Source organism: Paenibacillus qinlingensis (genome assembly GCF_013204845.1).
Lineage (GTDB): Bacteria > Bacillota > Bacilli > Paenibacillales > NBRC-103111 > Paenibacillus_E > Paenibacillus_E qinlingensis.
Genome location: NZ_JABMKY010000002.1, coordinates 548411 through 572894, shown reverse-complemented (window position 1 = coordinate 572894; position 24484 = coordinate 548411). Strand labels below are relative to the sequence as shown.

The window sequence follows — 24484 nt, the reverse complement described above, 5'->3', positions numbered from 1 at the left end:
ATGAAGGATAAATCTAGCTATAATACGGAAATGGCTCAGGCATATGAAACAAACGCTCGTATATCAATACCGACTTATGATGCATTATTTGGGATGGTGCAATCCTATTTCCGAGCTGAAATTAGCGGTGAAGCTGCTTCGGTGCTGGTAGTCGGTGCAGGAGGGGGACAAGAACTTTCCACATGGGGACCAGCTAATCCTGAATGGCGCTTTACAGGCGTGGACATTTCAGCAGAAATGCTTAAAATTGCCCAACACAAAACCAACCAACTAGACATGGCCAATCGCGTAAATCTCATTCATGGAACGATTACCGATTTGCCAGAAGCTGACGCGGCATTCGATGCAGCCAGCTGTATTTTGGTACTGCATTTCATCGACAATGTGCAAGAGAAGCTGGAGCTGCTCAGAAGTATTCATGAACGAATGAAACCAGGTGCGCCATTTGTGCTAGTGAGTGCGTACGGGGATCGCGAGGGTACCGAATTAAAGGACAGATTGCATGTTTGGAGGAGCTTTTGGTTGGAGGCGGGGAGATCGACTTCCATTGTCAACGAAATGGTGAATACAGGTATTATGAAAATATCCTTTTTGCCTGAAAAGCAAATCGAAGGGTTATTACAAGATTCCGGCTTTACGCATATTACGAAATTCTTTGTTACAGGGCTTTTCGGGGGTTGGATTTGCCAGGCAGGAAGTAATGGTGCGGACATCGAATGTGAAGTGTAAGTGATATCTAAATAACTACAAATCTAGTTAAAAGGAGTTTCCTACATGCGCGCTCAAAAAATACGTCCATTTGTTCCGTCTGGTGAGGATTTCCCTCTTGCTGTGCAGTTTTATAAGGATCTCGGTTTTGAACAAATATTTGCAAATCATCAGGGTGCCATTTTCAAAGTTGACGATACGGAATTTCATTTACAGAATTATCATAACGTAGAATTACAGCAAAATTATATGTTGGAACTATGTGTACAGGACATAGACGCGTGGTGGGCGCATATCCAAAACACAGAGGTCATCCGTACATATCAAATTCGAGCAACTCCGCCTAAGATGCAGCCTTATGGAAAAAGAGCCATTCATTTGATCGACCCTGCGGGGGTTCTCTGGCATTTTACTGAATAACATCAGCAAATTGGTTGTGGAGGAGAAGTCATTGTATATTCGAGTTCTGGATGAACATGATGCAAAGATATATCATGAATTAAGATTAAGTGCGCTGCAAATCAGTCCAGAAGCATTTGGCTCCACGTATGAGCGAGAGGTACATTTTACACTGGAAATGGTTGCTGATCGTATAAAGCCAACTAGCGGTAAGTTTGTACTTGGGGCATTGGATGAGCAGGGATCGCTTGTTGGATCTGTCTCCTTTGTAAGAGAGAGCAGTCTGAAGACCGCACATAAAGGCAATGTTTATGCGATGTTTGTTGCTATGAATCAGCGCGGTCAAGGTTTAGGGAAAAAGCTGCTGAATGAGCTTATTCGGAGAGCTAGTGAATGCGAAGGTGTTGAGCAAATCAACCTGGCTGTCATTTCACATAATGATGCAGCGAAGAAGCTGTACAATTCCCTTGGGTTTAAGGTTTATGGTGTGGAGCATAATGCACTGAAATATAATGGTCAGTATTATGATGAGGATTTGATGGTTCGGAGATTGAATGAATAAGTAGAGAGCGATATAGGTTGTTTTGAAAAGGGGGAACGTAGTTACGCTATCTCGCCGATATTCGTTGAAATGGGAATCAAGAGGAACGTAGATACGCTATTTGCCTAATTTTCGCCGTGTTTGGCGTAAATTGGGCCTAATAAGGTACTGACGTTCCCTATAGCAGCCCTTTTCGTTCATATATCTGTTAATAGCGAATTCTAGTTCCCTTTACATCAAGAGGCTGTCTCTTTCGAGACAGCCTCTTCGTGCTAATTATTCTGACGTAGGGTTCGTTGTGACGAATTGATTAGAAAACATCCGCGAATACGTTCCTTTGTGACTCATTAATGCATTGTGATTGCCTTGCTCGGAGATCTCTCCATGATCGATAACCATGATTGTATCTGCATTCCGTATCGTATTCAGACGGTGAGCAATAATGAAGCTTGTGCGTCCCTTCATGATGGAGAGAAGTGCTTCCTGAATATGAAGTTCCGTCCGCGTATCAATACTGCTTGTTGCCTCATCCAAAATGAGTATAGAAGGATCAGCTAGAATAACGCGAGCGATCGCAAGCAACTGTCGTTGGCCTTGACTTAAATTCCCGCCATTCTCCGAGAGTGGCGTATCGTAGCGCTTAGGCAGTCGGCTAATGAACGCGTCGGCATTTGCCAGTTTAGACGCTGCAATCACTTCGCTATCCGTTGCGTCAGGGTTGCCGTATTTGATGTTCTCCTTAATAGTGCCGGAGAATAAATAAGTATCTTGCAGCACGATGCCGAAGCTGCGGCGAAGAGAGCTGCGGGTATACGATTTGATATCTCGACCATCAATCAAGATCGTACCGCTTGTTGCATCATAGAATCGCGTCACGAGATTCACGATTGTTGTTTTACCGGCACCAGTGGGTCCAACGAGCGCTAAGCTGCTGCCCGCCGCTGTCTCGAAGCTAACTCCTTTAATAATCGGCCTATCCAGCCGATAACCGAAGGTTACGTCTTGGAAGGTAACGTGACCGATAGGTTTTTGCAGATCAACTGCGCCGGGTTCATCCTCAGCTTCTTCCGCTTCATCTAACACTTCAAAAGCACGTTCCGCCCCTGCTACACCGGATTGCAGCACATTATAAGTGTTGGCAATCTCATTAAGTGGTCTCACGAACTGGCGCGAATAACTCAGAAAGCTTGCAATGACACCGACCGTAATATGACCTTTCACTGCCAACACACCACCGACAATCGCAACAGAAGAGAAGCCGATATTGTTGATAACACCAAGGATCGGCATTAGAAAACCTGACCAAATTTGTGCTTTTAACCCAACCTCATACAATCGACCATTTACGCTGTTGAACTCATGGATCGCTTTCTGCTCACGATTAAATGCTTTAACGACGAGAAGGCCGGAAATCGTTTCTTCAATATGACCGTTTAGCTTGCCAAGCTGTGCCTGCTGCTCTTTGAATAGCACGCTAGTACGTTTGGTGATTGTTTTTGCAAGCAAGAATACAAGTGGAACCGTAATTAAAGTAGCTAGCGTCAGGGTTGGACTTAGAATGAGCATCATGATGAAGGATCCGACAATTGCGATAGAGCCCGTCATCAATTGTGTGGTTGCTTGCGAGATTGAGTTGCTGACATTGTCAATATCGTTCGACAGACGGCTCATGACATCACCATGGGTGCGTCCGTCGAAATAAGCAAGGGGCAGTTTTTGCAGCTTCGCAAACATCGTTTGGCGAAGTCTCCGCACGACACGTTGTGCCAGTCCAGCCATGACCCAGCTCTGCATGAAGGTAAGTCCACCGTCAGCAATGTAAGTGGCAATTAGAACAATCATCACCACATCGAGAACACTATAATTTACTACGCCTCCGGCCATCGCATCAATGGCAACACCAATGAGATAGGGGCCAGCTAAGGTCAGGGCAGCATCTGCTAGAATAAATAGGAAGACGATGGTCAACCATTTGCGTTCAGTACCTAGATAAGACCAAAGACGGCGTAACGTATGTTTGAAGTTTTTGGGCTTTACGGTAGGAGCACGCCCACCACGGCCTATGGGTCCTGTGATCATGGGGACGTCAGGTGTTTGTTGACGTGAACCTTCACTCGGCTTTGACATGATGCGGCAGCTCCTTTCCGAATTGGGATTGACATATTTCTATATAAATACGGCAACTAGCCAGTAACATCTCATGTGTGCCGATGCCGACGATTTCACCATCGTCCATAACGACAATTTTATCCGCATCCATGACGGAAGTAATGCGCTGTGCAATAATCAAACAAGTGACGCCAGAGGCAAATTCTTTGAGTGATTGTTTGATTCTCGTCTCCGTCGCGGTATCTAAAGCGCTTGTACAATCGTCGAGAATGAGAATGTCGGGTTTTCGAATAAGTGCGCGAGCGATGGATAACCGTTGTTTCTGACCTCCGGACAAGTTCACTCCTTTTTGACCCAACTTCGTTTCATAACTTTCAGGGAATGCAGTAACGAAGCTATGGGCTTCTGCCATGATTGCGGCTTGTTCAACCTCTTCATGCGATGCGTGCTCGTGACCCCAACGCAAGTTCTCTTCAATGGTGCCGCTGAACAGAATGGTGTTCTGAGGCACGATGGCAATACGATCCCTTAACTTGGAAGGGTCCAACTCACGTATATCCACACCGTCAACACGGATCGAGCCAGAGCTCGGGTCGTAGAAGCGGGGGACGAGACTCACAAGGCTGCTTTTTCCAGACCCCGTAGAGCCGATGATACCGATTGTTTCCCCTGGGAGGCATGTTAAGTTGATATGCTTCAGTATAGGTTCACCGACAGCTCCATCATAAGCAAAAGAGACATCCGTGAAGTCGATTCGGCCACCAGGACGATGATCAGGTAGGGCAGCGGTAGGGTTCCAAGTCATTTCATTGATTTGATTAAACACTTCACCGATCCGAGTAGCTGAGGCTTTGGCACGAACAAACATATTAAATACCATCGAAATCGTTAGTAAAGCAAACAAAATTTGCGTCATATAATTGACGAAAGCTACGATATGACCGACTTGCATCTGATGTTGATTAACTCGCCAGGCACCTAACCAAAGCACGGCAACAATTCCAAAATTGACAGTGAGCAGGATGGAGGGGTTAAAGATCGCGAGCAGCCTTGTCACCTGAATCGATTTGTCCTGATAATCTATATTGGCTTTCTGAAACTTCCCGGCTTCATGATCAAACCGATTAAATGCTTTCACGACACGAATGCCGGATAAATATTCTCTTATCACGCGGTTAACGTTGTCCAGTGCTTTCTGCACGTTAACGTACCTAGCAAAACCCACTTTCAAGTTCAAAGCCACGAGCACACCAACGAGCGGAACCACGATAAGCAGCACAACAGCCAGATGCATATTCAGCCTTACTGCCATAATTAAACTCCCAATACATAGGAGAGGTGCTTTGATAAAAATACGCATAAGGCCATTTACGAAGTTTTGCACCTGCGTCACATCATTCGTTAGACGTGTTATTAAGGACGCGCGTTCGAATCGCTCGATATTGGTGAAGGAAAGTGATTGTATCTTTTCAAATAAATCCGCTCTAAGTTCCGTGCCGAATTTCTGTGAAACATGACTGGCAACGATATTCCGAATCGAGGCCGCGACAGCGCCAAATGCCGTTATAATAAGCATCAAACCGCCCATACGGAGCACATAATCAAGTCGTTTCTCGGCAACGCCAACGTCCAGAATGTGCGACATGATCGTTGGTTGCAGTAAATCCGCAAGCGCTTCCAGCATGACGAAAAACACAGCAACTAAAAACAGTTTCCAGTGCTTTTTGACATATTTCTTCATAAAAACCATTGGTGCACACGCTCCTCTTCCCGCAGTCCATAGCTCTTGCTTAGTTAATAGCAATTTTATAACGGAAGCCATTTCACGTGCAACACAAGGTTAACATTTTCCACATGATAAATCTGAGGTAGGATTGGTATAATGCGGTAATTTTAGATAGAATAAAGTTAATTCTAGGACGCAATTAAGATAGTGAGGTGTAGAAATTGGAGATGGTTGAAATACCAGCAGGAGAAGTTGAGTTAAGAGATGATCGTAGAAAAATCAAATGGACAGCTGAAATACGACCGTTTCTGCTTGCTTGCCATCCTGTAACTGTCCGTCAATACTATGAGATTACTGAGCAAATTCCTCCTACAAGTGCCGAGGATCTTAGGCCGGTTGTTCATATATCCTGGCATGAGGCCATTTCCTTCTGTAACTTACTTTCGCAGAAAGAGGGACTGAATGCATGTTACTCCGTCAGTTCAGATGGTGAACAAGTCATTTGTGATTGGGCATCAAACGGTTATAGACTTCCTACTGAAGCTGAATGGCAATATGCTTGTAAAGCAGGGACGACAGGTTATACATACGGGGAGCTTGATAAGATTGCCTGGTTTGAAGAGAATTCAGGGGGCGAGGTCCATGAAGTAGGAACAAAGGAGCCGAACCCATGGGGTTTGTACGATATGTTAGGAAATGTTTGGGAATGGTGTTGGGATGTGTATGATGAAAAAGTGTACGGCAGCTATCGCATTTTCCGGGGAGGCAGCTGGGCAGAAGAGGCGCGTGGGTGCGGGGCAACCTGCCGCCGTCGCAGTCATCCTACATTCAGCATCGATGATCTTGGATTCCGTCTTGCCAAATCAGTATAACAACGTTAATAGGACACAGAGGATAATTATACTAGAAGCTCAAGATTGAAAGGTTGTGAGTATCATGAGCCAAACCTTGATTGCTGCCGCCGAGCGGGATGATCTCCAAGCATTGCAACAACTTCTGGAGACAGGGGTCAACTTAAACGAGCGAGACAATAGAGGCAGGACAGCGATTATGGCGGCAACACATGCCAACAATCCTAAGATCGTAAAGATATTGATTGAAGCTGGGGCCGATATCAATTTGAAAGATGATAAGCAGGATAATCCATTTCTTTACGCAGGTGCCGAAGGACGTCTTGAAATATTGAAGCTACTTATAAATGCTGGTGCCGACACGAAGTTGACGAATCGATATGGTGGGAATGCACTCATACCTGCGGCAGAAAAAGGTCATGTTGAAAATGTAAGGGCGTTGCTCGCAACGACAGATGTGGATGTCAACCACATTAACAACTTGGGTTGGACGGCCTTGCTTGAAGTAACCATTTTGAGTAATGGCGGACCTAATCATCAGGAAATTACCAGACTGCTGATCGACCATGGTGCGAATGTACATATTGCTGATCGGGATGGCGTTACCCCGCTGCAGCATGCTAAGCGAAATAATTTTACGGAAATTGAACAAATGTTGAAGCATGCAGGAGCGTAATCATTGAGATCAACAGGAATAAACGGGAATGATAAAACAGCAGCAGTCTACGACTTTATATTTAAGTCCTAGCTGTCGCTGTTTTTTTGTTCAGATTACTTCGCATACGTATATCTGAAAATATGTCCAATGGTTCATGAATATCGTCATGGTAACGTTTTCTGGAAAACCGTATAGTTAAATTGTGGTTAACTTAGACGAGCGAAGGAGGGCGCAACATTCGAATTGGCAAGTGGAGAAACCTATATATACAGGTACGGGGATGGCAAACAAAGGAAAGAGCGATCTAAGGTCCATTGGCGTGGGAACTCCTTAGAATCGCTCTCGGTAGTGAGAATGAATTTCTGCCCGAAATTCACAACTCACTACAATTTTGACACAAATTCAGCTGGTTAAGCAAGTACAAATTATGTGTTTAAAATTGAAGGGAGTTAACGACGATGAGAAAAATGAAAAGTTTACAAATGATGGGTGCAGCAAGTTTGTCGATGGCTTTGGTTTTGACGGGATGTTCGTCTACGAAAACGGCAGAAACTTCACCAGCTGCGATTTCACCAGCTCCTTCATCAGCGGCAGCGGCAACGAAAGCGCCTGAGCCCGCGAAAAGCGGAGAGAAAGTTACCATTAACTTCTGGAACCCTTTCTCAGGTAATGATGGTCCATTTATGAAGAAAATCGTGGATAACTATAATAAATCACAAGATAAATATACAGTGAAAATGACGATTCAACCGAATGGTGACTACTATAAGTTGCTCGATACTGCGATTGCTACGAAAAAAGGTGTGCCAGATGTCGCAATTATGCATCTTGACCAAACACCTACTTACATTGCTAAGGATCAATTGCAACCTCTGGATGCCATTGCCAAAGCAGTTGGCGTTGAGAAAAGCAACTTCCCACCAGCAACTGTGGAATACTCCACGAAGGACAACAACTGGTACAGCATTCCGCTTGATATTCATCCTCTAGTCATGTACTACAACAAAGATTTGTTTAAAGCTGCCGGTATTACAAAGGTACCTACGAATCGTCAAGAGTTTGTAGATGCAGCAGTTAAGTTAACAGATGCTTCCAAAGGTGTTTGGGGAGCTGCAATGCCTACCTTCTGGATCCAGAACTTCTTGTTCCCGACGGTACTATTCCAGAACGGCGGCGATTTCTTAGACGATAAAGGCAACATTGCTTACAATTCACCTGCTGGTGTAGAAGCGGTTACTTTCATGAGAAGTTTAACAACGATGAAGGTTTCACCTCCAACCGTTGCAGCAGATGGCGATTTCAACCTGTTCCAACAAGGGAAAAGTGCGATGCACTTTAATGGTCCTTGGTCGAAGGACGCCTTCGATAAAGCGAAAATTAATTATGGTGTAGCTCCGGTTCCACAATTGGGTACTGTGAAACAAGCTGTGTTCGGCGGATCCCATAACTTCGTTATTCCTAAAGGAACAACGGATGCTGCAGTTCTTGCAGGTGTTGGTGATTTCTTGAAATATGTGAATGCCAATTCCATTGATTGGGCTGAGTCCGGCCAAGCTGTAGCTTCCAAAGTCGTACGTGATAGCGCAGCTTTCCAAGCGATGACACAACAACAAACCGAAGTAGCGAAAGAATTTGACTATGTGAAATTTGCACCAAAAGTATTAAATTGGGGCCCGATTTCCGACAGTATTTGGAGCGAGCTTGCTAACGCCCTACAAGGTAAAAAAGATCCAAAAGCTGCACTTGATGATGCAGCAGCTAAATCGACTGCAGCCATGAAGAAGTAACCATAGCGCAATATTATGGAAAGGCGGGTACCCAGTACCCGTCTTCCCTTTTAAAGAAGAGGAGGGAATCACGTGCCTACCCCATCACAATGGAAATCCAAGCTGACATCAAGCTTATTCATATTACCTTATCTGATTGCTTTCTTGGCTTTCACGCTGATCCCCATTATTTATGGGTTCATCATTAGCTTGAAGCAATACAACCTATTAGATCCTGTGCATCCCTTCGTGGGCTTCGACAATTACCGCAAAATATTTACGAACGGAACGCAAGAAAATGACTTGTTTTTCATCGGAATGAAAGCCACATTGAAATTTGTCGTGTTCTCGGTTCCTTTTTTAGTCATCGTAGGACTCGGATTTGCCTTATTATTGAATGCACTTCCAGCGAAATTGAGATCCCTGTTTCGTTCTATCTATTTCATTCCCTATGCTGTTTCTGCAACGGTTATGGCCGTAATTTGGAAGCGGATGTTCGACGTCACAGGGGGGTTCTTCAATCTACTCCTTGCAAAAGTTGGCATTCGAGAGTTTGATCCGGTTCCCTGGCTGTTAGATACGCCTTTCGTGTGGTTTGCGCTCGTTATCGCAACACTATGGTGGACGATTGGATTCAACATGATCATATTTGTGAATGCCCTCAATGGTGTGCCTGTGGATCTCTATGAAGCAGCCAAAATTGATGGTGCAAATGGTTGGGATCGACTAAAGAGCATTACACTTCCGTTCATTAGACCTATACTCGTTTTTGTTGTGATTACCTCAACGATTGCCTCGTATAATGTCTTTGCTCAGCCTAATTTGATGAGTAATGCCGGAGATGAGACCAAAGTGCTATTGATGGGGATTCTGCAAACAGCTTATACAGCTAGAGAAATCGGTTCCGCATCTGCAATGGCGATTCTCATGGGATTAACGATCATGATCGTGTCAGTTATTCAATTCAAAGTCACGAGCAGGAAGGAGTAGAAGACGTTGAAAACGCTGAAAATCTTTTATGTGCTGCTAGCTTCCATCCTAGGCATCATTTTCATTCTGCCGATCTTATGGATGTTCTCTAATTCATTCAAAACCGATATAGAAGTTATGTCACCTGTATTTCATTTATTTCCACAAGAATTTACATGGGACAATTTCCATACTATTTTTGTGGGTGGTGCCGTTGAGGTTCCCATTTTCCGTTGGATGTTCAACTCCTTTTTCGTAGGCTTTGCTGCGACATTTCTAGTCATTATTCTGGATGCGATGGCTGCATATGCGTTAGCGAAGTTAGATATTCCTTTTAAAAGGATACTATTTGCCCTATTCGTTGGTTCGATGATGGTGCCAGGCATTATTTCATTTCTTCCTCAATATTTGAATTTCAGTAATTTCAATTTGATTAATACGTATTATGTGCTTATTTTGCCGTACTCAGGTGGGGCACTGGGTGTGTTTATGTTAATTCAGTTTTTCCAGTCATTTCCAAATGAAATTATTGAGGCTGCACGTATTGATGGGGCTAATAAATGGCAAGTATTTACGTCTGTCTTGATGCCCTCATCCATTTCTATTGTAACTACGCTTGCCATTTTCACCTTTATGGGTGTGTTTAATGATTATGTGTGGCCATTCTTTACCGTGACAGACCTTGAAATGCGTACTTTGACAGCAGGGGTTGCGGTTATGGCAACGGGCAGCTTCACACAATCCTATGGTAAATTAATGGCACTCGCGACGTTATCGACGATACCGACCTTGATCATTTTCCTCATTGGACAGCGTCAATTTATTCAATCGATTACAGCTACAGGGGTTAAACAATAGAGGGAGAAATGTGATACGAAGTGAATAGGTAGAGGTGAGTTTTCTATGTGGAGATTTAGTGTGATTTGTTTAAGCTTGGTGCTATTAGCCGGGTGTACGAAGGGAGTTGCAGAGACACAAATGAAAGAAACCAGTAACGTTGTTTCACCGACAAAGGAAGCCAAAACATTCACCAATCCGATTATCGATAATGGGGCAGATCCTTGGGTCACGACCAAAGATGGAACTTACTACTACACACATACAACCGGAAATTCCATTTGCGTATGGAAATCGAAGACGTTGACGGGGTTAGCAGAAGCTGAGTATAAAGACGTCTGGTTCCCGCCAGTTTCCGGACCGAATACGTCTAATATATGGGCGCCTGAATTACATTTTATTGCTGGAAAATGGTATATCTACTATGCCGCTGATGACGGCCAGAATGAGAATCATCGTATGTTCGTCCTCGAATCCGTGACGGATGATCCGCTAGGTGCTTACGTTGATAAAGGGATGATGGACACAGCTGGCCGCTGGGCGATAGATGGGACAACACTGCAGAAGAAAGATGGATCGCTCTATTTCATATGGTCGGGATGGGAAGGCGCTGTCAATGTAAGCCAGCACCTCTATATTGCGCCAATGAGCAATCCGTACACGATTAGTGGAAAGCCAGTAGAAATCTCACGTCCCACCTACGATTGGGAGCTAGTCGGTAATCCCACGATCAATGAGGGACCGCAGGTCTTGCTGCATGAGGATCGTATTCATGTGATTTATTCGGCTAGCGGGAGCTGGACCGATGACTATTGTCTTGGCATGTTAAGTACGGAGATGAGCAGTGATGTGCTCAATCCGGCCTCTTGGAAGAAGGGTGAGAAGGCGGTGTTTTCGAAAACGGATCAAGTTTTTGGACCCGGCCATAACTCATTCACGAAGTCGGTGGACGGCAAAGAGGACTGGATCGTATACCACGCCGCTAAAACACAAGGCTCCGGCTGGAATCGCAACGTACGTATGCAGCAATTCCAGTGGAATAAGGATGGTACGCCGAATTTCGGTACGCCGATTGCGGAAGGTGTACCGATTCAGGTGCCTGGCGGGGAGTAGTTTGTGGAGTGGAGGCGCTAAAGACGCCGCGCGGGCGAGGAATCCCGCGGAAGCAAGAGATAACGCCCTTTTGGGGCGTTACAGTGCCCGCGCGAGCATGAAATCCCGCGGAAGCAAAGAGATAACGCCCTTTTGGGGCGTTACAGCCCCCGCGTGAGAGAGAAATCCCGCGAAAGCGAGGAGATAACGCCCTTTTGGGGCGTTATAGCCCCCGCGCGGGCGAGAAATCCCGCACAGAAAAAGAAGCTGAAATCCCCTTTTCGGGCATTTCAGCTTCTTTTTGTCTAGAAATCCAAAAATATGTCCATGACTAACGGAAATAGGTCATTGGCTTGCCTCAGCTTAAGTTTGTATAATGATGATGGCATAGGTTGAAAGTACGGAGGGGATTCATGTGAGCAGAAGGCAGCGACTAGGTTGGAAAGCGACAAAAGCAATTTGTTTTCTTCTCATTGTGAGTACGTGCACGGTAGGTTGCGATGCGCAGTCAGACACCACGCTCGATGAGCCTACGGCGAGTAAGCTAAGGATTACTTTTTGGACGCCGTTTAGTGGAGGGGATGGGCAGTTTATGGCGGAGCTCATTCAGCAATACAATAATGAGAATAAAGATCATGTGAAAATAGAGCAAATTAACAATAACTCAGGTGATTATTATACGAAGCTGTCCACGGCCATTGTTACCGAAGAGGCGCCAGATATCGCAATTGTTCACTCGGCTAAGTATTCGCAGTACGCACCTGCTGGATTCCTGACAGATTTGAATGCACTGGCGATAGAAGCTGGTGTCCATTGGGATGATTTTAACCCGACGATTCTGCAAAGCACGGTAGCCGACAATAAGCACCTGGGTATTCCGCTGGATACGCACTTGGAAGTCATGTACTACAACAAGGATTGGCTGAGACTGGCGGGTCTTCTGGATGAGAAAGAGAAACCGATTATGGCGAGCGGTGAAGCAGGGTATTTAGAATTTCTGGAGAAAATCCGTGCTAGTGTGCCGTCGAATGTGACGCCGCTAGCTGAACCTAATGTGCGGATCGATTCCTTCTGGATCTGGTACTCCTTCTATAATCAAATGAACCAGGATGGCGGACGATTCTACACCGATGATGGCAAAGTGGCTGCGATCGACAATCCATCAGCTCTAAAATCCTTGGAATTCGTCAACTCGCTATACACGAAGAAACTTATTTTGCCGAATATCAATGATCAGGTTCTAAGCTTTGCCAAAGGCACGGCAGCCACGTTAATCTCTGGTGTATGGGGTACAGGAACGTTCGAGCAAGCAACAGATTTACATTTCGGAGTGACCAAAATTCCACAAATTTACGATCATCCTGCAGCGTGGGGAGATTCTCATACCTTTTCGCTGCCCTATCATGAAAAGCCTGATAAACAAAAGCAACTCGCTGCGCTTAAATTCGCGAATTGGGTAGCTGCTCATGGGGCTAGCTGGGCAAAGGCAGGGCATATACCGGCTGTGAAGAATGCAGTCACTTCCGAAGAGTTTCAAAAACTGAAATACCGTCCGGACTATGCAAGTGCAGCCGATGATGTGAAATATTTCCCGAATCAACCGCGGCAGGGAACGATTAACGATGAGATTGTGCGTGAGTTTGAGAAGATGATGGCGGGCCAAATCACGCCACAAGAGGTGCTGCAAAATGCGCAAAAGATCATTAATACGAATCTTCAAATCCAGCAAAATACGAATGCAAAATAAGCTGCAGTTGATCAAAGATTTGCCAATTGCAATGAAACTGATCGTATTGAGCGCTATTTTTATAGCGGTACCACTGGGGATTGCCAGTTATCTAACGTTTACGAGCTATTCGGAATCCATTCAGAAAAATACAGGGAAATATCAGATGGACGTGGTGAAGGAACTGACCGCCAATATTGATACGTACTTAAATGAGCTTAATTTGTTGACATTATTACCGTATCAATCTCCACAAATCATGAAGTATTTGGAGGTTGGTGAGCAGACGAGTGCTTCTCTTTCATTTAATGATCGTGTAACGATTGAAGATTTTGCAAAACGAGTATTTGCCAATGGACGTGTGGACATTTCTGGGTTGACGTTATTTCGTACTCGGGGTGGGAACACGTATACCGCAATGTCAGAAGAGCAAGCCAATTACTTACCACGCGAAGTGAAGAATGAAGTCTGGTACAACAAGGTTTCACAGACAGGTAAAATGGTGTATCTCGGAACATTTAGTAAAAATGGCATGGGCATTACGAATCAAGTGTACTCTTTTGCCAGAAAAATTCGAAGTGTAGATACGGGCGCTGTACTTGCATACTTGGTGCTCGATGTAGACAGAAATATCATTCGCAATAAGATTGAAGCGATCTCCAATGATAAGAAAAACATTATGATCGTTGATAACGAAGGTTCGATGATTTATAAAAGCATGGTTAGCAGCCCCGATGCGAATCAAATCAAGCAATTTAAAGGCATGGGGACTGTTGTCTATAAACAAGATAACGATTCAGAGCTAGTTTCCTACTATACGTCACCTTTGACGGGGTGGACGATGATTGAGATGGTGCCACTTGCAGTTTTGTTACAAGACACGGTATATGTGAGGAATTATATTATTGGCATCGGTGCGGTATGTTTGCTTTTAGCGATCATTATTTTTACTTTATTTGCCCTTCGGATCACGAATCCGATCAGTGAATTGCGGAATCTCATGAAAAAGGTTGTTATAGGTGATTTGGCGGTTTCCATTCCGATCCATAGTCGTGATGAGATAGGTCAGCTCAGCCAGTCTTTTAACATCATGGTTTCGAAGCTAAGTGATCTGGGTTATCGCCTGTATGAGTCAGAGATCAGAGAGAAAAATGCACAAATATCGGCACTTCAGAGCCAAATTAATCCCCATTTTTTATATAACACATTAGGTTCTATTAGTATGTATGCTGAAATTCAAGGCAATAAAGAAGTTGTGAAAATGACGAATCATCTTAGTAAACTTTTACGCTACAGTATTAATAGTCATCAGAGCCAAGTTCCTCTCCATATGGAAATTGAGCATGTGACGGGCTATATGGCGATTCAACAAATTCGTTTTGAGGATAAAATCAAGTTTCACGTTCGCATTGAACCAGAGTTGCTGAGCTATTCGGTTATTCGGTTTATTTTGCAGCCGATCGTTGAGAACGCTATTGTACATGGCATCGATAAAGGAAATGGGTATGGCACGATTAGTCTGATTGGGAAGAAGCAGGATAACCATATGTTGATCCAAATCCAAGATGACGGCGCTGGCATGAGTGCTGGTCATTTACAGAGCTTACATGATCGCAAGTTCCAAATGACTACAACCGAAGAGGGTACTGGTGGTACAGGTTTAATGAATGTACATCGTAGAATTGCCTTACGTTATGGGAATCAGTACGGTGTAACGATCGAGAGTAATTTGAAGCAAGGAACGACGATTACATTAACGTTACCGTTGATCGAGAGTCATCACGAAGGGAGGAACATGGATGCCTAGTATTTTGATCGTGGACGACGAGACGATTTTCCGCAAAGGGATACGATTGATGATTACAGACATGCAAAGTGAATGGGTCGTCATCGATGAAGCAACGGATGGTGCAGAAGCATTAGATAAAATTGAAGAACTGCAGCCTGACTTGATCATTACGGATATCAAAATGCCTAGGATCGACGGAATTCAACTTCAATATATTGTGAAAGAGCGGTACCCGCATATTTCTTGTGTGGTGATGAGCGGTTATAACGATTTTCAATATGCGCGCGAATCCTTGCGATTGGGTGCTAAAGATTACCTGATGAAACCTTTTCAGCGGGAAGAGCTATATGCATTGCTTGCGAAGCTGCAGGAAGAATGGTTAACGGAAAAAAGGCCGAATACATCGAGTGGCATGGATCAACAAGTACAGAATCAGATGCGCCAGCATGTGTTAGCAGGTCTTCTCACTGGCAATGTTCACCATGGGGAGGAGGAGCTTCTTGAAAATGTGGGCATTCAATTCCCGCATGCTTATATCTCATGCCTAATTGCCAAGCTGGATCGTGATTCGGTGACGGATGAGCGTTATTATCAGTTGAATCCATCCCTGTTTTCGATCTATATTCAGCAATTCATACAAGAGAGCCTTGATGTGAGCTTTAAAGGCTATGTGTTCATTCATCATGAAACTGAAGTGGTTGCCTTGATTAACCATGAGGACGTTGCGTCTATTAACGCGGACATGGAACGTTTGACGAATCGGATTCGGAAGGAAATTCGAGTACAATCAAATTTTACCCTTACATTCGGGCTAGGTAGTCCTGCAAAAGACCTGGAATCTATTTCCAAATCTTATAAAGAGGCGGGTTTAGCACTGCTTTATCGATTAGTTATTGGCGGGGATCGGTTGCTATCAAACGAGATTGTTGCCGAGATGAAAATGGAAAAGCACGATTGGCACGCTGCCGACTGGCATTCTTTGAATCAGTTCGTCCAAGAGGGAGATTTGCCAAATGTACAGCAGCAAGCCAGTCTTTATGTGACGAAGCTATGCCAGCAATGGAAGGATCCTGAGATCATTCACCAACAAATTTGTAAAATGCTGCTGCATTTCTACGAGTTGGCCGTGAATTTAGCTATCGTGAAGCAATGGCTGCAGAACACGGATGTGAAGCAGGTTTTGGTGGATATTTACTCGTATTCGTCCAGTAAAGAGTTGATCGAGCGGTGTCAGAAGCTGCTTGGTGATCTAACCGTTTGTATCGGGAACCGTCAGAAAAAGATGGTGACTAGTCCCGTCGAAATTGTCGTTCGTTACGTTGAGGAGCATTATGCGGAATCTATCACGTTAAATACGATGGCAGAGATTGTCTATCTCAGTCCGTCCTATCTCAGTTCTTTGTTCAAAAGCAAACAAGGCCAGTCATTCATAGACTTCCTGACGGAGAAACGGATTGAGAAGGCAAAGTCACTTCTACTTTATTCGGATGAAAAGATTCAAGTTATCTCTGATTCTACTGGATTTACGAATATTAGACATTTCAATCGTGTGTTCAAAACGATCACGAATCGGACACCTTCCGAGTTCCGTGAGGGGAAGAGTTCGACGGGTATAGAACCGTTCAGGGTTAATTAAACTTGAGCGGTTTTTTCTGTTTGTATCATTAGTATCCATACCAAAATTTACAATAGTGAATAAAATAGCAGAGCAACTAGAATGCGTGAAGGGGAGAAAGTGGGATGAAAAAAGTGCAAACGGCCAGGTTGGAAAATCAGGTCTATTCGAATCGCGTTGCTCGTTCGGAATTCGATAAGAATTGGAAGACAAGTGTATTGAGTAGTGGTTACGTTGTTTATACTGCTACAAAGAACAACGCAAAGATTACTGTTTTACTAACCACTGGGTTAAGAAAACTGATTATTTTCAATAGAGGCGGGAAGGTGCTCGTCGGCTCTGGTGGAGTAAGTCATTATAGCAAACCACATAAGGCGAAGGATTTGAATTAAGCAGGTAGCGTGGAGGACACGGGGTAAAGAGAGCGGGGAGATAGTCGCAATAATCGACTATCTCGGGCGCTGGAGGGGCCATTTCCGTGGGGCTAATCGGACAGATTTGATTTATTAAAAAAAGTAGTACAATTAAACTTAAGATACGCAGCTACTGAGCTGCTTTTTATTATAGTGATGAAGAAAGGTGTCCTTTCATGGTCAGCAGTAGAATGAGTATTTCGGTTGATGATTTTTATGGTAAAGCCAAACGATGGAAGGATGAATTCGGGGAATTAAGAAAAATTATTGGAGAGTGTCAACTGAACGAAGAAGTAAAATGGGGTTGTCCTTGTTACACGTTTCAGAATAAAAACATTGTATTAGTACACGGCTTTAAAGAATATTGTGCGGTGCTGTTTTTCAAAGGTTCTTTATTACAGGATGCTAATGGTGTTCTCATTCAACAAACGGAGAATGTACAGGCGGGGCGCCAGATGAGGTTCACGAATGTTCGTGAAATAGCAGCAATGGATTCGATTTTGAAAGCCTATATCTATGAAGCAATTGAAGTTGAAAAGGCCGGCATAGAAGTTACTTTCAAGAAAAGTACAGCGTACAAAGTCCCTGAGGAATTAGAACATCAATTTGAAGAAAACCGATCTTTGAAAGCGGCTTTTGAAGCTTTGACACCAGGACGACAAAGAGCTTATTTACTTCATTTTTCTGAACCCAAACAAGCTAAAACCCGAGTATCCAGAATTGAGAAATATGCGCAACTCATTCTCGAAGGTAAGGGATTGCAAGATTAGCCGATCACACGGTATTACTTTGCGACATTATCGCATATGATTCGTTATGAACCGAATAACTTAAAGGCTGGGGAGTGGAAGGCTAATGTCTTTTTTTGATAAAGTTAAGCAAGGAGCATCTGAAGCGGCAAAGAAAGCGCAGCAAACCGTGGAAATAACGAAATTCAAGACACAAGTTTCATTAAAAGAAAGAGAAATTGATAAAATTTACAAAATTATCGGCGAATCGGTTTACACATCGTATCTCTCGGGTGATTACACACAAGTGGAAACCAATGTTGCGGATTATTGCCAAGGTATCGCTCAAATTAATCAAGAGATTAGTGAACTTGAGCAGAAGATTGCTGAGGTTCGAAATGAAAAAGAATGCACATGTGGGAAAGTTGTTGCTGCAGATACCAAGTTCTGTTCGTCATGCGGTCATCATTTTGTTTAATTTGTTGGATTGGCAAGGAGATCAAGCAGTTTTCACAGAGGATGAGTCTGTGGAACTGCTTTTATTTTTGGTTGGTTATCCTCCTATGCTATGATAGTAAAAAACAGACAAGTTATGGAGGCATGAAGATGACTGAGCTTCTTCAAGATCCGAAGGTTAAAGTTGAAATGCTGATTCGTAAGCCAGTTCAAGAGGTATTTGAAGCTTTTATCGATCCTGGGATTACGTCAAAATTTTGGTTTACGCAGGGAACTGGCCGATTAGAAGTTGGATCTCACGTGCAATGGCATTGGGAAATGTACGGGGCAACGGCAGATGTGGAAGTCAAAGAAATCGAGGAAAACAAGCGGATTTTGCTGGATTGGGGAACTTTGGTTGAGTGGACCTTTACAGCTCAAGCAGATAACGAAACTTTCGTGACCATTACAGACTCGGGCTTCAGAGGAAGTTCGGATGAAGTGGTGAAACAAGCGCTGAATTCTACTGAAGGATTTACGATTGTATTATGTGGATTGAAAGCGTATCTGGAACATGGCGTCCGCTTGAATCTTGTTTCGGACAAGGCTCCCTACGCACATATTTCTTAGACTTCACTTGGTAAGGAGCACTTCTATGAAAGTCATACGTAGCACGAATCGCATGTCACTTGTTCAACTAGACGCATCATCCAGTGAGTTGGTCGTCGATTACTTTCGTCGCAATCGTGAATTTCTCGAACCCTGGGAAATGGTGCGGGACGAGTCATTTTACACTTCAGAGTTTCACGCGGAATTATTGGATAAGGAAATGAAACTCATCGAGGATGGGCAGCTTCTCAAAGTTTGGATGTTATACGAAGAACGCATCATTGGATCTATTGCGCTCAACAATATCGTGCGCGGGGCATTCCAATCGTGTCATTTGGGCTATCGGATGGATGGCGAGTTGCTCAATCGAGGGTTGATGACTGAAGGCATCGAAGCGGTTATTGCGTATGCGTTTGATGAGATGCAGCTTCATCGAATCGAGGCGAATATTATGCCGCGCAATCAGGCTTCCATGAAAGTCGTTCAGAAACTAGGCTTTTACGACGAAGGTTTGGCGATCAAATATTTGAAAATTCATGGCGTCTGGGAGGACCATATTCATATGGTGCTTCGAAATACGGCAATGGAAGTGTAGGAATTGACGAGCACTAGGCAGATATAGGGTCGAACATATGCCGAAATCTGCGAATAGATGTAAAAGTTACAGCTAATTTCTACGAAAATGGATAATTTTACAAATTAGATGGAAAAACTCCAGTTAAATTTCACCAATTTCGCGAAACGAGAGGAATTGGTTGAAAATAGCTGGAGTTTTTCCAGTTATTCACTTAAGATCGCCGATTTGCTGAATATTAGCTGGATAAATTCCAGTTATTTTATATGTAAGGTGTGACGGGGTGACTGGTGTGACTAGAGGGAGGTGGGGCTAAGTAATGCTTTCCTCACTTGTCGGCACAACCTTATTCTTCTGATATCGCGTCGCAACTTGTGCCAGATACTTATGAATCCAAGCGTCAACGGTTTCGGAGTTTAAGCAGTTTTTACGGAAATGACTGGGTGGCGTTCCCATTTCTCTGGTAAATACTTGCGTGAAGTAGTGGATGCTTTCAAAGCCGGTATCCTCAGCAATTTGTTTCAATGGGATGTCTGTGTAGCCTAGCAGATAGGCGGCTCTTTTGATTCTTTCCGTTTTCACGATGGACGGGAAGGTTTGTCCCAATTCATCCGCGATCAGACGGGAGAGTTGCCGCTCAGACAAGTGAAGGCTTTGCGCCACGTCACTAAGTGCCATTTTATGAGAAAGATGGTCCTGAATATAGGCTTTAACCTTCTTAAGCGTACCTTGCAGCTCCATATCAAAAGTTGATGAAGCGGTATCACCAGAGCGGCAATGCTGCAGAAACAAGGAGATACAACTGATGACCAGTGTATATGCAAGTTGTTCTATCGTTTCTTTGTAGCGATCCCCCGTCTCAGAAGCTTGGATGAGCAGGGCTTGCCAAATGAGCATGGGAGCTGTTCCCTCAGCATTTGGGATAAAAAGATGCGGATAAGCACATAGCTGGCTGAAATCCTGCATAAAAGCCTCACTCGACTCGGACGAGACCGGTTCTAATGCAAAAAACAACAGCAGCATGCCCTCATCGCTTTGAATAGAGTGGCGGCTTTCGGGCTTCGAGCAATAAAGCGTACCTGGCCGTAGTGGATAGGTGATACCGTCATGCGAGTATTGGCCTTCTCCTTCAACGACGTAGCAGATTTCAAAAAAAGAATGCGTATGCGGACGATTGCCCTTATGCTGCGGTTTTGCACCCCAATAGTGAACGAAAATAGAGGCGGAGGCACCTTGCAGCTGAACCAGATTGTGGTTGAGATACAGGTTACTACGCGAGTAAATGGATGGATTCAACACACAGGAGGGCTCCTTTCAAGTAGACTGAAGATCATTATAGCATGGATTTTTTGAAAAAAAGCGGCATGTTTTTACAAAGACGAAAACGCCTTCATTTTCTATACTTACATTCATAGGTACGTAAGAAGTTGAAAAGGAGCTGTTAGTAGTGGGCAATCACGTGAACATTTCACTCGCTGGCATCATGGGCTTTCCGGTAACACCATTTAATCTTCAGGAGCAAATAGATGAGAAAGCATTACAAGCGAATATTAACTTTTTAGTGCAAAATGGCTTGGATTCCGTCTTTGTATGTGCAGGTTCCGGCGAATATCAATCATTGGATATCAAAGAGTATGAGCGGGTAGTCACTGTAGGCGTGGCGACGGTTGCAGGTAAAGTGCCTGTATTCGCAGGGGCTGGAGGCAATATTCGAGAAGCGGTTGAACGCGTTCAACTTGCTGAAAAGCTTGGTGCAGACGGTTTATTGCTGCTACCGCCTTATTTGATCATACCCGAGCAAGAGGGCTTGTTTAACTACTATCGGACGCTGGCACAGAGCACAAGTTTACCAGTCATCATATATCAGCGTGATAACGCGATTTTTACCTTGGGCACATTAGAAAAATTAGCTAATTTACCAAACGTCATTGGATTTAAGGATGGATTAGGAAACTTTGAGCTCAACATTGAATTCGTACAAACGATTGGTTCAAGGTTACAATGGATGAATGGAATGCCGCTTGCTGAATTAACGATGCCAGCCTACTCGGCATTAGGTTATCTGTCCTACTCATCCGCAATTTCCAATTACATTCCGCAGGTTTCGAGAACCTTCTATACAAGCTTGCTTGCTGGAGATCACGCGACGGTCAGTTCCATCTATCAAGAAGTCATCTTACCGATTCACCGGATTCGTCAATTGCGCAAAGGGTATGCGGTTTCATTGATTAAAGCGGGTATGAACATTGTCGGACTACCAGTTGGACTTGAAGTTCGAACTCCGCTAGTTCAAGTAGAACATGAGCATTATGTCCGATTGGAATCCATTATCAAACGAAGTTTAGACCTGGTCGCGATCACCAATAACGGTTAGGAGGAAAATAGCATGATGAAGGTATCCATACAAGTTCCCACATGTGAATTATCAGATAGCGATTTGAGACAAATGTGTCAACTCGGAGTTGATTGTATTGATTTTACGCAGGGAGGTTCTTTCCCAGGTGTTCGTGAGCAGGGCTTTCCGGATCTTGATCAACTTCTACAGTTAAAACGCAGAGTTCGCTCTCACGGGATGGAAATTAATCGGGTGACGCTGCCTGATATGTCGACTAGCTTCATGTTGGAGGAACCAGGCTCAGAAATCCAATTGGAGAATGTCAGCAATGCGATCAAAACCTTCGGCGAAGCAGGGGTTTCGCTTGTTCGTCAGCGTTTTGCAGGCGATGTATTTCCTTATATGGCAGAGGAATATACAGCTGTACACCGAGGTGGAGCGCTAGTACGTGGAGAGTCTTTGAAACGCAATCTAGACAAACAACCTCCAACAGTGGAGCAATTGAATGCTTGGTGGAAGCGCTTTGATTTAGTATTCGGTAAGCTGGTACCTCTTGCTGAAGAATATGAGATGAAGTTAGCTGTCCATCCTTCTGATACGCCTTATCATAACACGCCATTCGGTGGACTTGGCTTGAATCGGGTGTTAGATAGTTTCCCTAGTAGAAACGTTGGTCTCGTCTATTGTGTAGGCACGCGGGGAGAAGCAGGTGGAACACCGCTTGTTCTTGATGAAATTTATCAGTATGGACGCAAGGATAAAATCTTTTTGGTTCATTTCCGCAATGTACGGGGCAGTTTGGCAACGGCTGGCGCGTTTGAAGAGGCGATGTTGGATGATGGACATATGAATATGGCGAAAATATTGCTTGAACTCCATAAGGTTGGCTACAACGGCTGTATCAATCCAGATCATATCACATCGCTCGAAATGGATCGTGCACCGCATCGAAGTGCTGAAACCAAGATGAATTGGGTAGGTTGGGCTTATGCAATTGGCTATGTAAAAGCACTTTTGGCGGCGTTAACGGAGTTTAGAGGCGGGAGAGATTAATATGGGTGAAATTAAAACATATCGGAACTATATCAACGGTGTGTGGGTTGTGTCTTCTAGCGGCGAGATCGAGGCAAGTATCAACCCCGCGAACCGACATGAGATCGTGGGCTATGTACAGAAATCATCGATTGTTGATGTGGATGAGGCTGTTGCAGCAGCGAAAGCGGCGAAGCTAGCTTGGCGTAAATTATCCGGTGCAGCGCGAGGCGAGTATTTGTACAAGGTTGCAGATAAATTGGAGCGCCGATTGGATGAAGTTGCAATCATGATGACGCTTGAAATGGGAAAAACATTCCCTGAGGCCAAAGGTGAAACGGCTAGGGGCATCGCCATTTTACGCTATTATGCAGGTGAGGGTATGCGGAAGACAGGTGATTTGATTCCATCCACGGATAGTGCGGCTTTAATGTTTACGACACGTGTGCCCTTAGGCGTAGTTGGTGTGATTACACCGTGGAATTTCCCCGTCGCTATTCCGATTTGGAAAATCGCTCCCGCTTTAATCTTCGGTAATACGATTGTGTTCAAGCCTGCTCAAGAAACCGCAATAACGGCAGCCCTCGTCATGGAATGCTTCGAAGAAGCAGGAATCCCTGCAGGTGTAGTAAATATGGTGACGGGTCAAGGCGATGTAATTGGTCAAGCTATCGCGGATCATCCAGACGTCCACGGCATTACTTTTACAGGATCGGATCGTATTGGGAAAATAGTGGGTCAGAGCGCACTAGCTAAGGGTGCAAAATATCAGCTCGAAATGGGCGGGAAAAACCCGGTCATCGTTGTCAATGATGCGGATCTGGACCTTGCTGTTGAAGCAACGGTGAGTGGCGGCTTGCGATCAACGGGGCAGAAATGCACAGCAACGAGTCGTGTGATCGTACAGAGCGAAGTGTATGATGCTTTTAAAGAGAAGCTGCTTCAGCGTGTCAAGGACATTCGTGTTGGCCCAGGTATGGAGGCGTCTACATGGATGGGGCCTTGCGCGAGTGAGAAGCAATATCATACAGTACTATCCTATATTGCCAAAGGGATTGAAGAGGGTGGGACCTTGCTTTGCGGCGGCGGGAAAGTGAAAGATGAAGGTCTTGATGCAGGGTACTACATTGCGCCTACAGTTTTTGAACATATTACAAGTTCGATGACCATCGCGCAGGAGGAAATTTTCGGACCTGTTCTTGCCTTAATCAAAGTGGATTCCTTTGAGGAAGCCATTCAAATTGCGAATGATGTGAAATTCGGACTAAGCGCGTCAATTTTCACGAGAGACTTCTCGAAAATGTTAACTTTCATGCATGATATTGACGCAGGCCTTGTGCGCATCAATTCCGAAAGTGCTGGTGTGGAGCTGCAAGCCCCATTCGGCGGGGTGAAAATGTCCAGTTCGGGCTCACGAGAGCAAGGGCAGGCGGCTATTGAGTTTTACACGGATATCAAAACGGTGTTTCTAAAATCTTGAATGAGAGCCAGTTGCTATTGCAACTGGCTTTTCTCTTTAAGATCAACTTGGCAGCGTACCTCGTTGTGTTGGATTTCTTCTTGTTGAGGTTG

At 44.4% G+C, this 24484-nt stretch carries 23 protein-coding genes; 20 read left to right on the top strand and 3 right to left on the bottom strand.

What is annotated here, in order from left to right; genetic code table 11:
• From HQN88_RS05900 to HQN88_RS05890, 3 genes are read left to right on the top strand one after another with little or no spacing between them, the layout of a single operon-like run.
• The gene (locus tag HQN88_RS05900; RefSeq protein ID WP_173109297.1) at positions 1-729 is read left to right on the top strand and encodes a class I SAM-dependent methyltransferase; all 729 of its coding nucleotides are present in this window, start codon (positions 1-3) and stop codon (positions 727-729) included.
• A 45-nt stretch (positions 730-774) separates the two neighbouring features.
• Entirely contained in the window at positions 775-1128 is a 354-nt protein-coding gene (locus HQN88_RS05895; RefSeq protein WP_173109296.1) for a VOC family protein, read from the top strand.
• Positions 1129-1159: 31 nt separating this feature from the next.
• On the top strand, positions 1160-1669 hold the full coding sequence (locus HQN88_RS05890; protein ID WP_173109295.1) for a GNAT family N-acetyltransferase: 510 nt from the start codon (positions 1160-1162) through the stop codon (positions 1667-1669).
• Between the two features lie 255 nt (positions 1670-1924).
• Here the strand turns inward: HQN88_RS05890 and HQN88_RS05885 are convergent, their stop codons facing one another.
• Both HQN88_RS05885 and HQN88_RS05880 read right to left on the bottom strand, forming a co-directional pair.
• Positions 1925-3775, bottom strand: coding sequence for an ABC transporter ATP-binding protein (locus HQN88_RS05885; protein ID WP_173109294.1), 1851 nt, complete (start codon positions 3773-3775; stop codon positions 1925-1927).
• Complete coding sequence (locus HQN88_RS05880; protein WP_173109293.1) at positions 3759-5507, bottom strand: ABC transporter ATP-binding protein; 1749 nt, start codon at positions 5505-5507, stop codon at positions 3759-3761. Before HQN88_RS05880 ends, HQN88_RS05885 begins: the two co-directional genes overlap by 17 nt.
• Positions 5508-5710: 203 nt before the next feature.
• On the opposite strand from HQN88_RS05880, the gene HQN88_RS05875 reads away from it, so the two are divergent.
• The 14 genes from HQN88_RS05875 to HQN88_RS05810 all read left to right on the top strand — a co-directional run bounded on the left by HQN88_RS05875 (position 5711) and on the right by HQN88_RS05810 (position 19566).
• Positions 5711-6355: a formylglycine-generating enzyme family protein gene (locus tag HQN88_RS05875; protein WP_173109292.1), complete on the top strand. Its 645-nt coding sequence runs from the start codon at positions 5711-5713 to the stop codon at positions 6353-6355.
• Positions 6356-6419: 64 nt separating this feature from the next.
• Positions 6420-7010, top strand: coding sequence for an ankyrin repeat domain-containing protein (locus HQN88_RS05870; RefSeq protein WP_173109291.1), 591 nt, complete (start codon positions 6420-6422; stop codon positions 7008-7010).
• A 440-nt stretch (positions 7011-7450) separates the two neighbouring features.
• A complete protein-coding gene (locus HQN88_RS05865) occupies positions 7451-8779 on the top strand; it encodes an ABC transporter substrate-binding protein (protein WP_173109290.1) in 1329 nt (442 codons plus the stop codon).
• A gap of 72 nt (positions 8780-8851) precedes the next feature.
• Entirely contained in the window at positions 8852-9748 is an 897-nt protein-coding gene (locus HQN88_RS05860) for a carbohydrate ABC transporter permease (RefSeq protein WP_173109289.1), read from the top strand.
• 6 nt (positions 9749-9754) lie between these two features.
• Entirely contained in the window at positions 9755-10585 is an 831-nt protein-coding gene (locus HQN88_RS05855) for a carbohydrate ABC transporter permease (protein ID WP_246320053.1), read from the top strand.
• A 45-nt stretch (positions 10586-10630) separates the two neighbouring features.
• Positions 10631-11677 (top strand): glycoside hydrolase family 43 protein, encoded by a 1047-nt coding sequence (locus tag HQN88_RS05850; RefSeq protein WP_173109288.1) that lies wholly within the window; start codon positions 10631-10633, stop codon positions 11675-11677.
• Between the two features lie 394 nt (positions 11678-12071).
• The gene (locus HQN88_RS05845; RefSeq protein ID WP_173109287.1) at positions 12072-13403 is read left to right on the top strand and encodes an ABC transporter substrate-binding protein; all 1332 of its coding nucleotides are present in this window, start codon (positions 12072-12074) and stop codon (positions 13401-13403) included.
• Positions 13345-15189, top strand: coding sequence for a cache domain-containing sensor histidine kinase (locus tag HQN88_RS05840; protein ID WP_173109286.1), 1845 nt, complete (start codon positions 13345-13347; stop codon positions 15187-15189). The genes HQN88_RS05845 and HQN88_RS05840 overlap by 59 nt, the downstream gene beginning before the upstream one ends.
• Positions 15182-16807 (top strand): response regulator, encoded by a 1626-nt coding sequence (locus tag HQN88_RS05835; protein WP_173109285.1) that lies wholly within the window; start codon positions 15182-15184, stop codon positions 16805-16807. The genes HQN88_RS05840 and HQN88_RS05835 overlap by 8 nt, the downstream gene beginning before the upstream one ends.
• Positions 16808-16911: 104 nt before the next feature.
• Positions 16912-17178 carry a hypothetical protein gene (locus tag HQN88_RS05830; RefSeq protein ID WP_173109284.1) on the top strand — a complete coding sequence of 89 codons (267 nt, stop codon included), beginning with the start codon at positions 16912-16914 and terminating at the stop codon, positions 17176-17178.
• A gap of 197 nt (positions 17179-17375) precedes the next feature.
• A complete protein-coding gene (locus HQN88_RS05825) occupies positions 17376-17969 on the top strand; it encodes a YdeI/OmpD-associated family protein (RefSeq protein WP_173109283.1) in 594 nt (197 codons plus the stop codon).
• An 85-nt stretch (positions 17970-18054) separates the two neighbouring features.
• Positions 18055-18405: a zinc ribbon domain-containing protein gene (locus HQN88_RS05820; RefSeq protein ID WP_173109282.1), complete on the top strand. Its 351-nt coding sequence runs from the start codon at positions 18055-18057 to the stop codon at positions 18403-18405.
• 128 nt (positions 18406-18533) lie between these two features.
• A complete protein-coding gene (locus tag HQN88_RS05815; RefSeq protein ID WP_173109281.1) occupies positions 18534-18992 on the top strand; it encodes an SRPBCC family protein in 459 nt (152 codons plus the stop codon).
• 25 nt (positions 18993-19017) lie between these two features.
• Complete coding sequence (locus HQN88_RS05810; protein WP_173109280.1) at positions 19018-19566, top strand: GNAT family N-acetyltransferase; 549 nt, start codon at positions 19018-19020, stop codon at positions 19564-19566.
• 291 nt (positions 19567-19857) lie between these two features.
• On the opposite strand, the gene HQN88_RS05805 is transcribed toward HQN88_RS05810, so the two are convergent.
• Positions 19858-20844 (bottom strand): AraC family transcriptional regulator, encoded by a 987-nt coding sequence (locus HQN88_RS05805; RefSeq protein WP_173109279.1) that lies wholly within the window; start codon positions 20842-20844, stop codon positions 19858-19860.
• Positions 20845-20992: 148 nt separating this feature from the next.
• On the opposite strand from HQN88_RS05805, the gene kdgD reads away from it, so the two are divergent.
• From kdgD to gucD, 3 genes are read left to right on the top strand one after another with little or no spacing between them, the layout of a single operon-like run.
• On the top strand, positions 20993-21919 hold the full coding sequence (gene kdgD / locus HQN88_RS05800; protein ID WP_274320707.1) for a 5-dehydro-4-deoxyglucarate dehydratase: 927 nt from the start codon (positions 20993-20995) through the stop codon (positions 21917-21919).
• 12 nt (positions 21920-21931) lie between these two features.
• Positions 21932-22933: a mannonate dehydratase gene (locus HQN88_RS05795; RefSeq protein WP_173109278.1), complete on the top strand. Its 1002-nt coding sequence runs from the start codon at positions 21932-21934 to the stop codon at positions 22931-22933.
• A gap of 1 nt (position 22934) precedes the next feature.
• Positions 22935-24392, top strand: coding sequence for an alpha-ketoglutaric semialdehyde dehydrogenase GucD (gene gucD / locus HQN88_RS05790; RefSeq protein WP_173109277.1), 1458 nt, complete (start codon positions 22935-22937; stop codon positions 24390-24392).
• The last annotated feature ends 92 nt before the right edge of the window (positions 24393-24484 follow it).

Coding starts and splice junctions, on each gene's coding strand:
- HQN88_RS05830 (WP_173109284.1), top strand. CDS start 16,912: ATGAAAAAAGTGCAAACGGCCAGGTTGGAAAATCAGGTCTATTCGAAT.
- HQN88_RS05795 (WP_173109278.1), top strand. CDS start 21,932: ATGATGAAGGTATCCATACAAGTTCCCACATGTGAATTATCAGATAGC.
- HQN88_RS05880 (WP_173109293.1), bottom strand. CDS start 5,507: ATGGTTTTTATGAAGAAATATGTCAAAAAGCACTGGAAACTGTTTTTA.
- HQN88_RS05875 (WP_173109292.1), top strand. CDS start 5,711: ATGGTTGAAATACCAGCAGGAGAAGTTGAGTTAAGAGATGATCGTAGA.
- HQN88_RS05820 (WP_173109282.1), top strand. CDS start 18,055: ATGTCTTTTTTTGATAAAGTTAAGCAAGGAGCATCTGAAGCGGCAAAG.
- HQN88_RS05810 (WP_173109280.1), top strand. CDS start 19,018: ATGAAAGTCATACGTAGCACGAATCGCATGTCACTTGTTCAACTAGAC.
- HQN88_RS05895 (WP_173109296.1), top strand. CDS start 775: ATGCGCGCTCAAAAAATACGTCCATTTGTTCCGTCTGGTGAGGATTTC.
- HQN88_RS05850 (WP_173109288.1), top strand. CDS start 10,631: ATGTGGAGATTTAGTGTGATTTGTTTAAGCTTGGTGCTATTAGCCGGG.
- HQN88_RS05840 (WP_173109286.1), top strand. CDS start 13,345: ATGCGCAAAAGATCATTAATACGAATCTTCAAATCCAGCAAAATACGA.
- HQN88_RS05825 (WP_173109283.1), top strand. CDS start 17,376: ATGGTCAGCAGTAGAATGAGTATTTCGGTTGATGATTTTTATGGTAAA.
- HQN88_RS05870 (WP_173109291.1), top strand. CDS start 6,420: ATGAGCCAAACCTTGATTGCTGCCGCCGAGCGGGATGATCTCCAAGCA.
- HQN88_RS05865 (WP_173109290.1), top strand. CDS start 7,451: ATGAGAAAAATGAAAAGTTTACAAATGATGGGTGCAGCAAGTTTGTCG.
- HQN88_RS05815 (WP_173109281.1), top strand. CDS start 18,534: ATGACTGAGCTTCTTCAAGATCCGAAGGTTAAAGTTGAAATGCTGATT.
- HQN88_RS05835 (WP_173109285.1), top strand. CDS start 15,182: ATGCCTAGTATTTTGATCGTGGACGACGAGACGATTTTCCGCAAAGGG.
- gucD (WP_173109277.1), top strand. CDS start 22,935: ATGGGTGAAATTAAAACATATCGGAACTATATCAACGGTGTGTGGGTT.
- HQN88_RS05885 (WP_173109294.1), bottom strand. CDS start 3,775: ATGTCAAAGCCGAGTGAAGGTTCACGTCAACAAACACCTGACGTCCCC.
- HQN88_RS05900 (WP_173109297.1), top strand. CDS start 1: ATGAAGGATAAATCTAGCTATAATACGGAAATGGCTCAGGCATATGAA.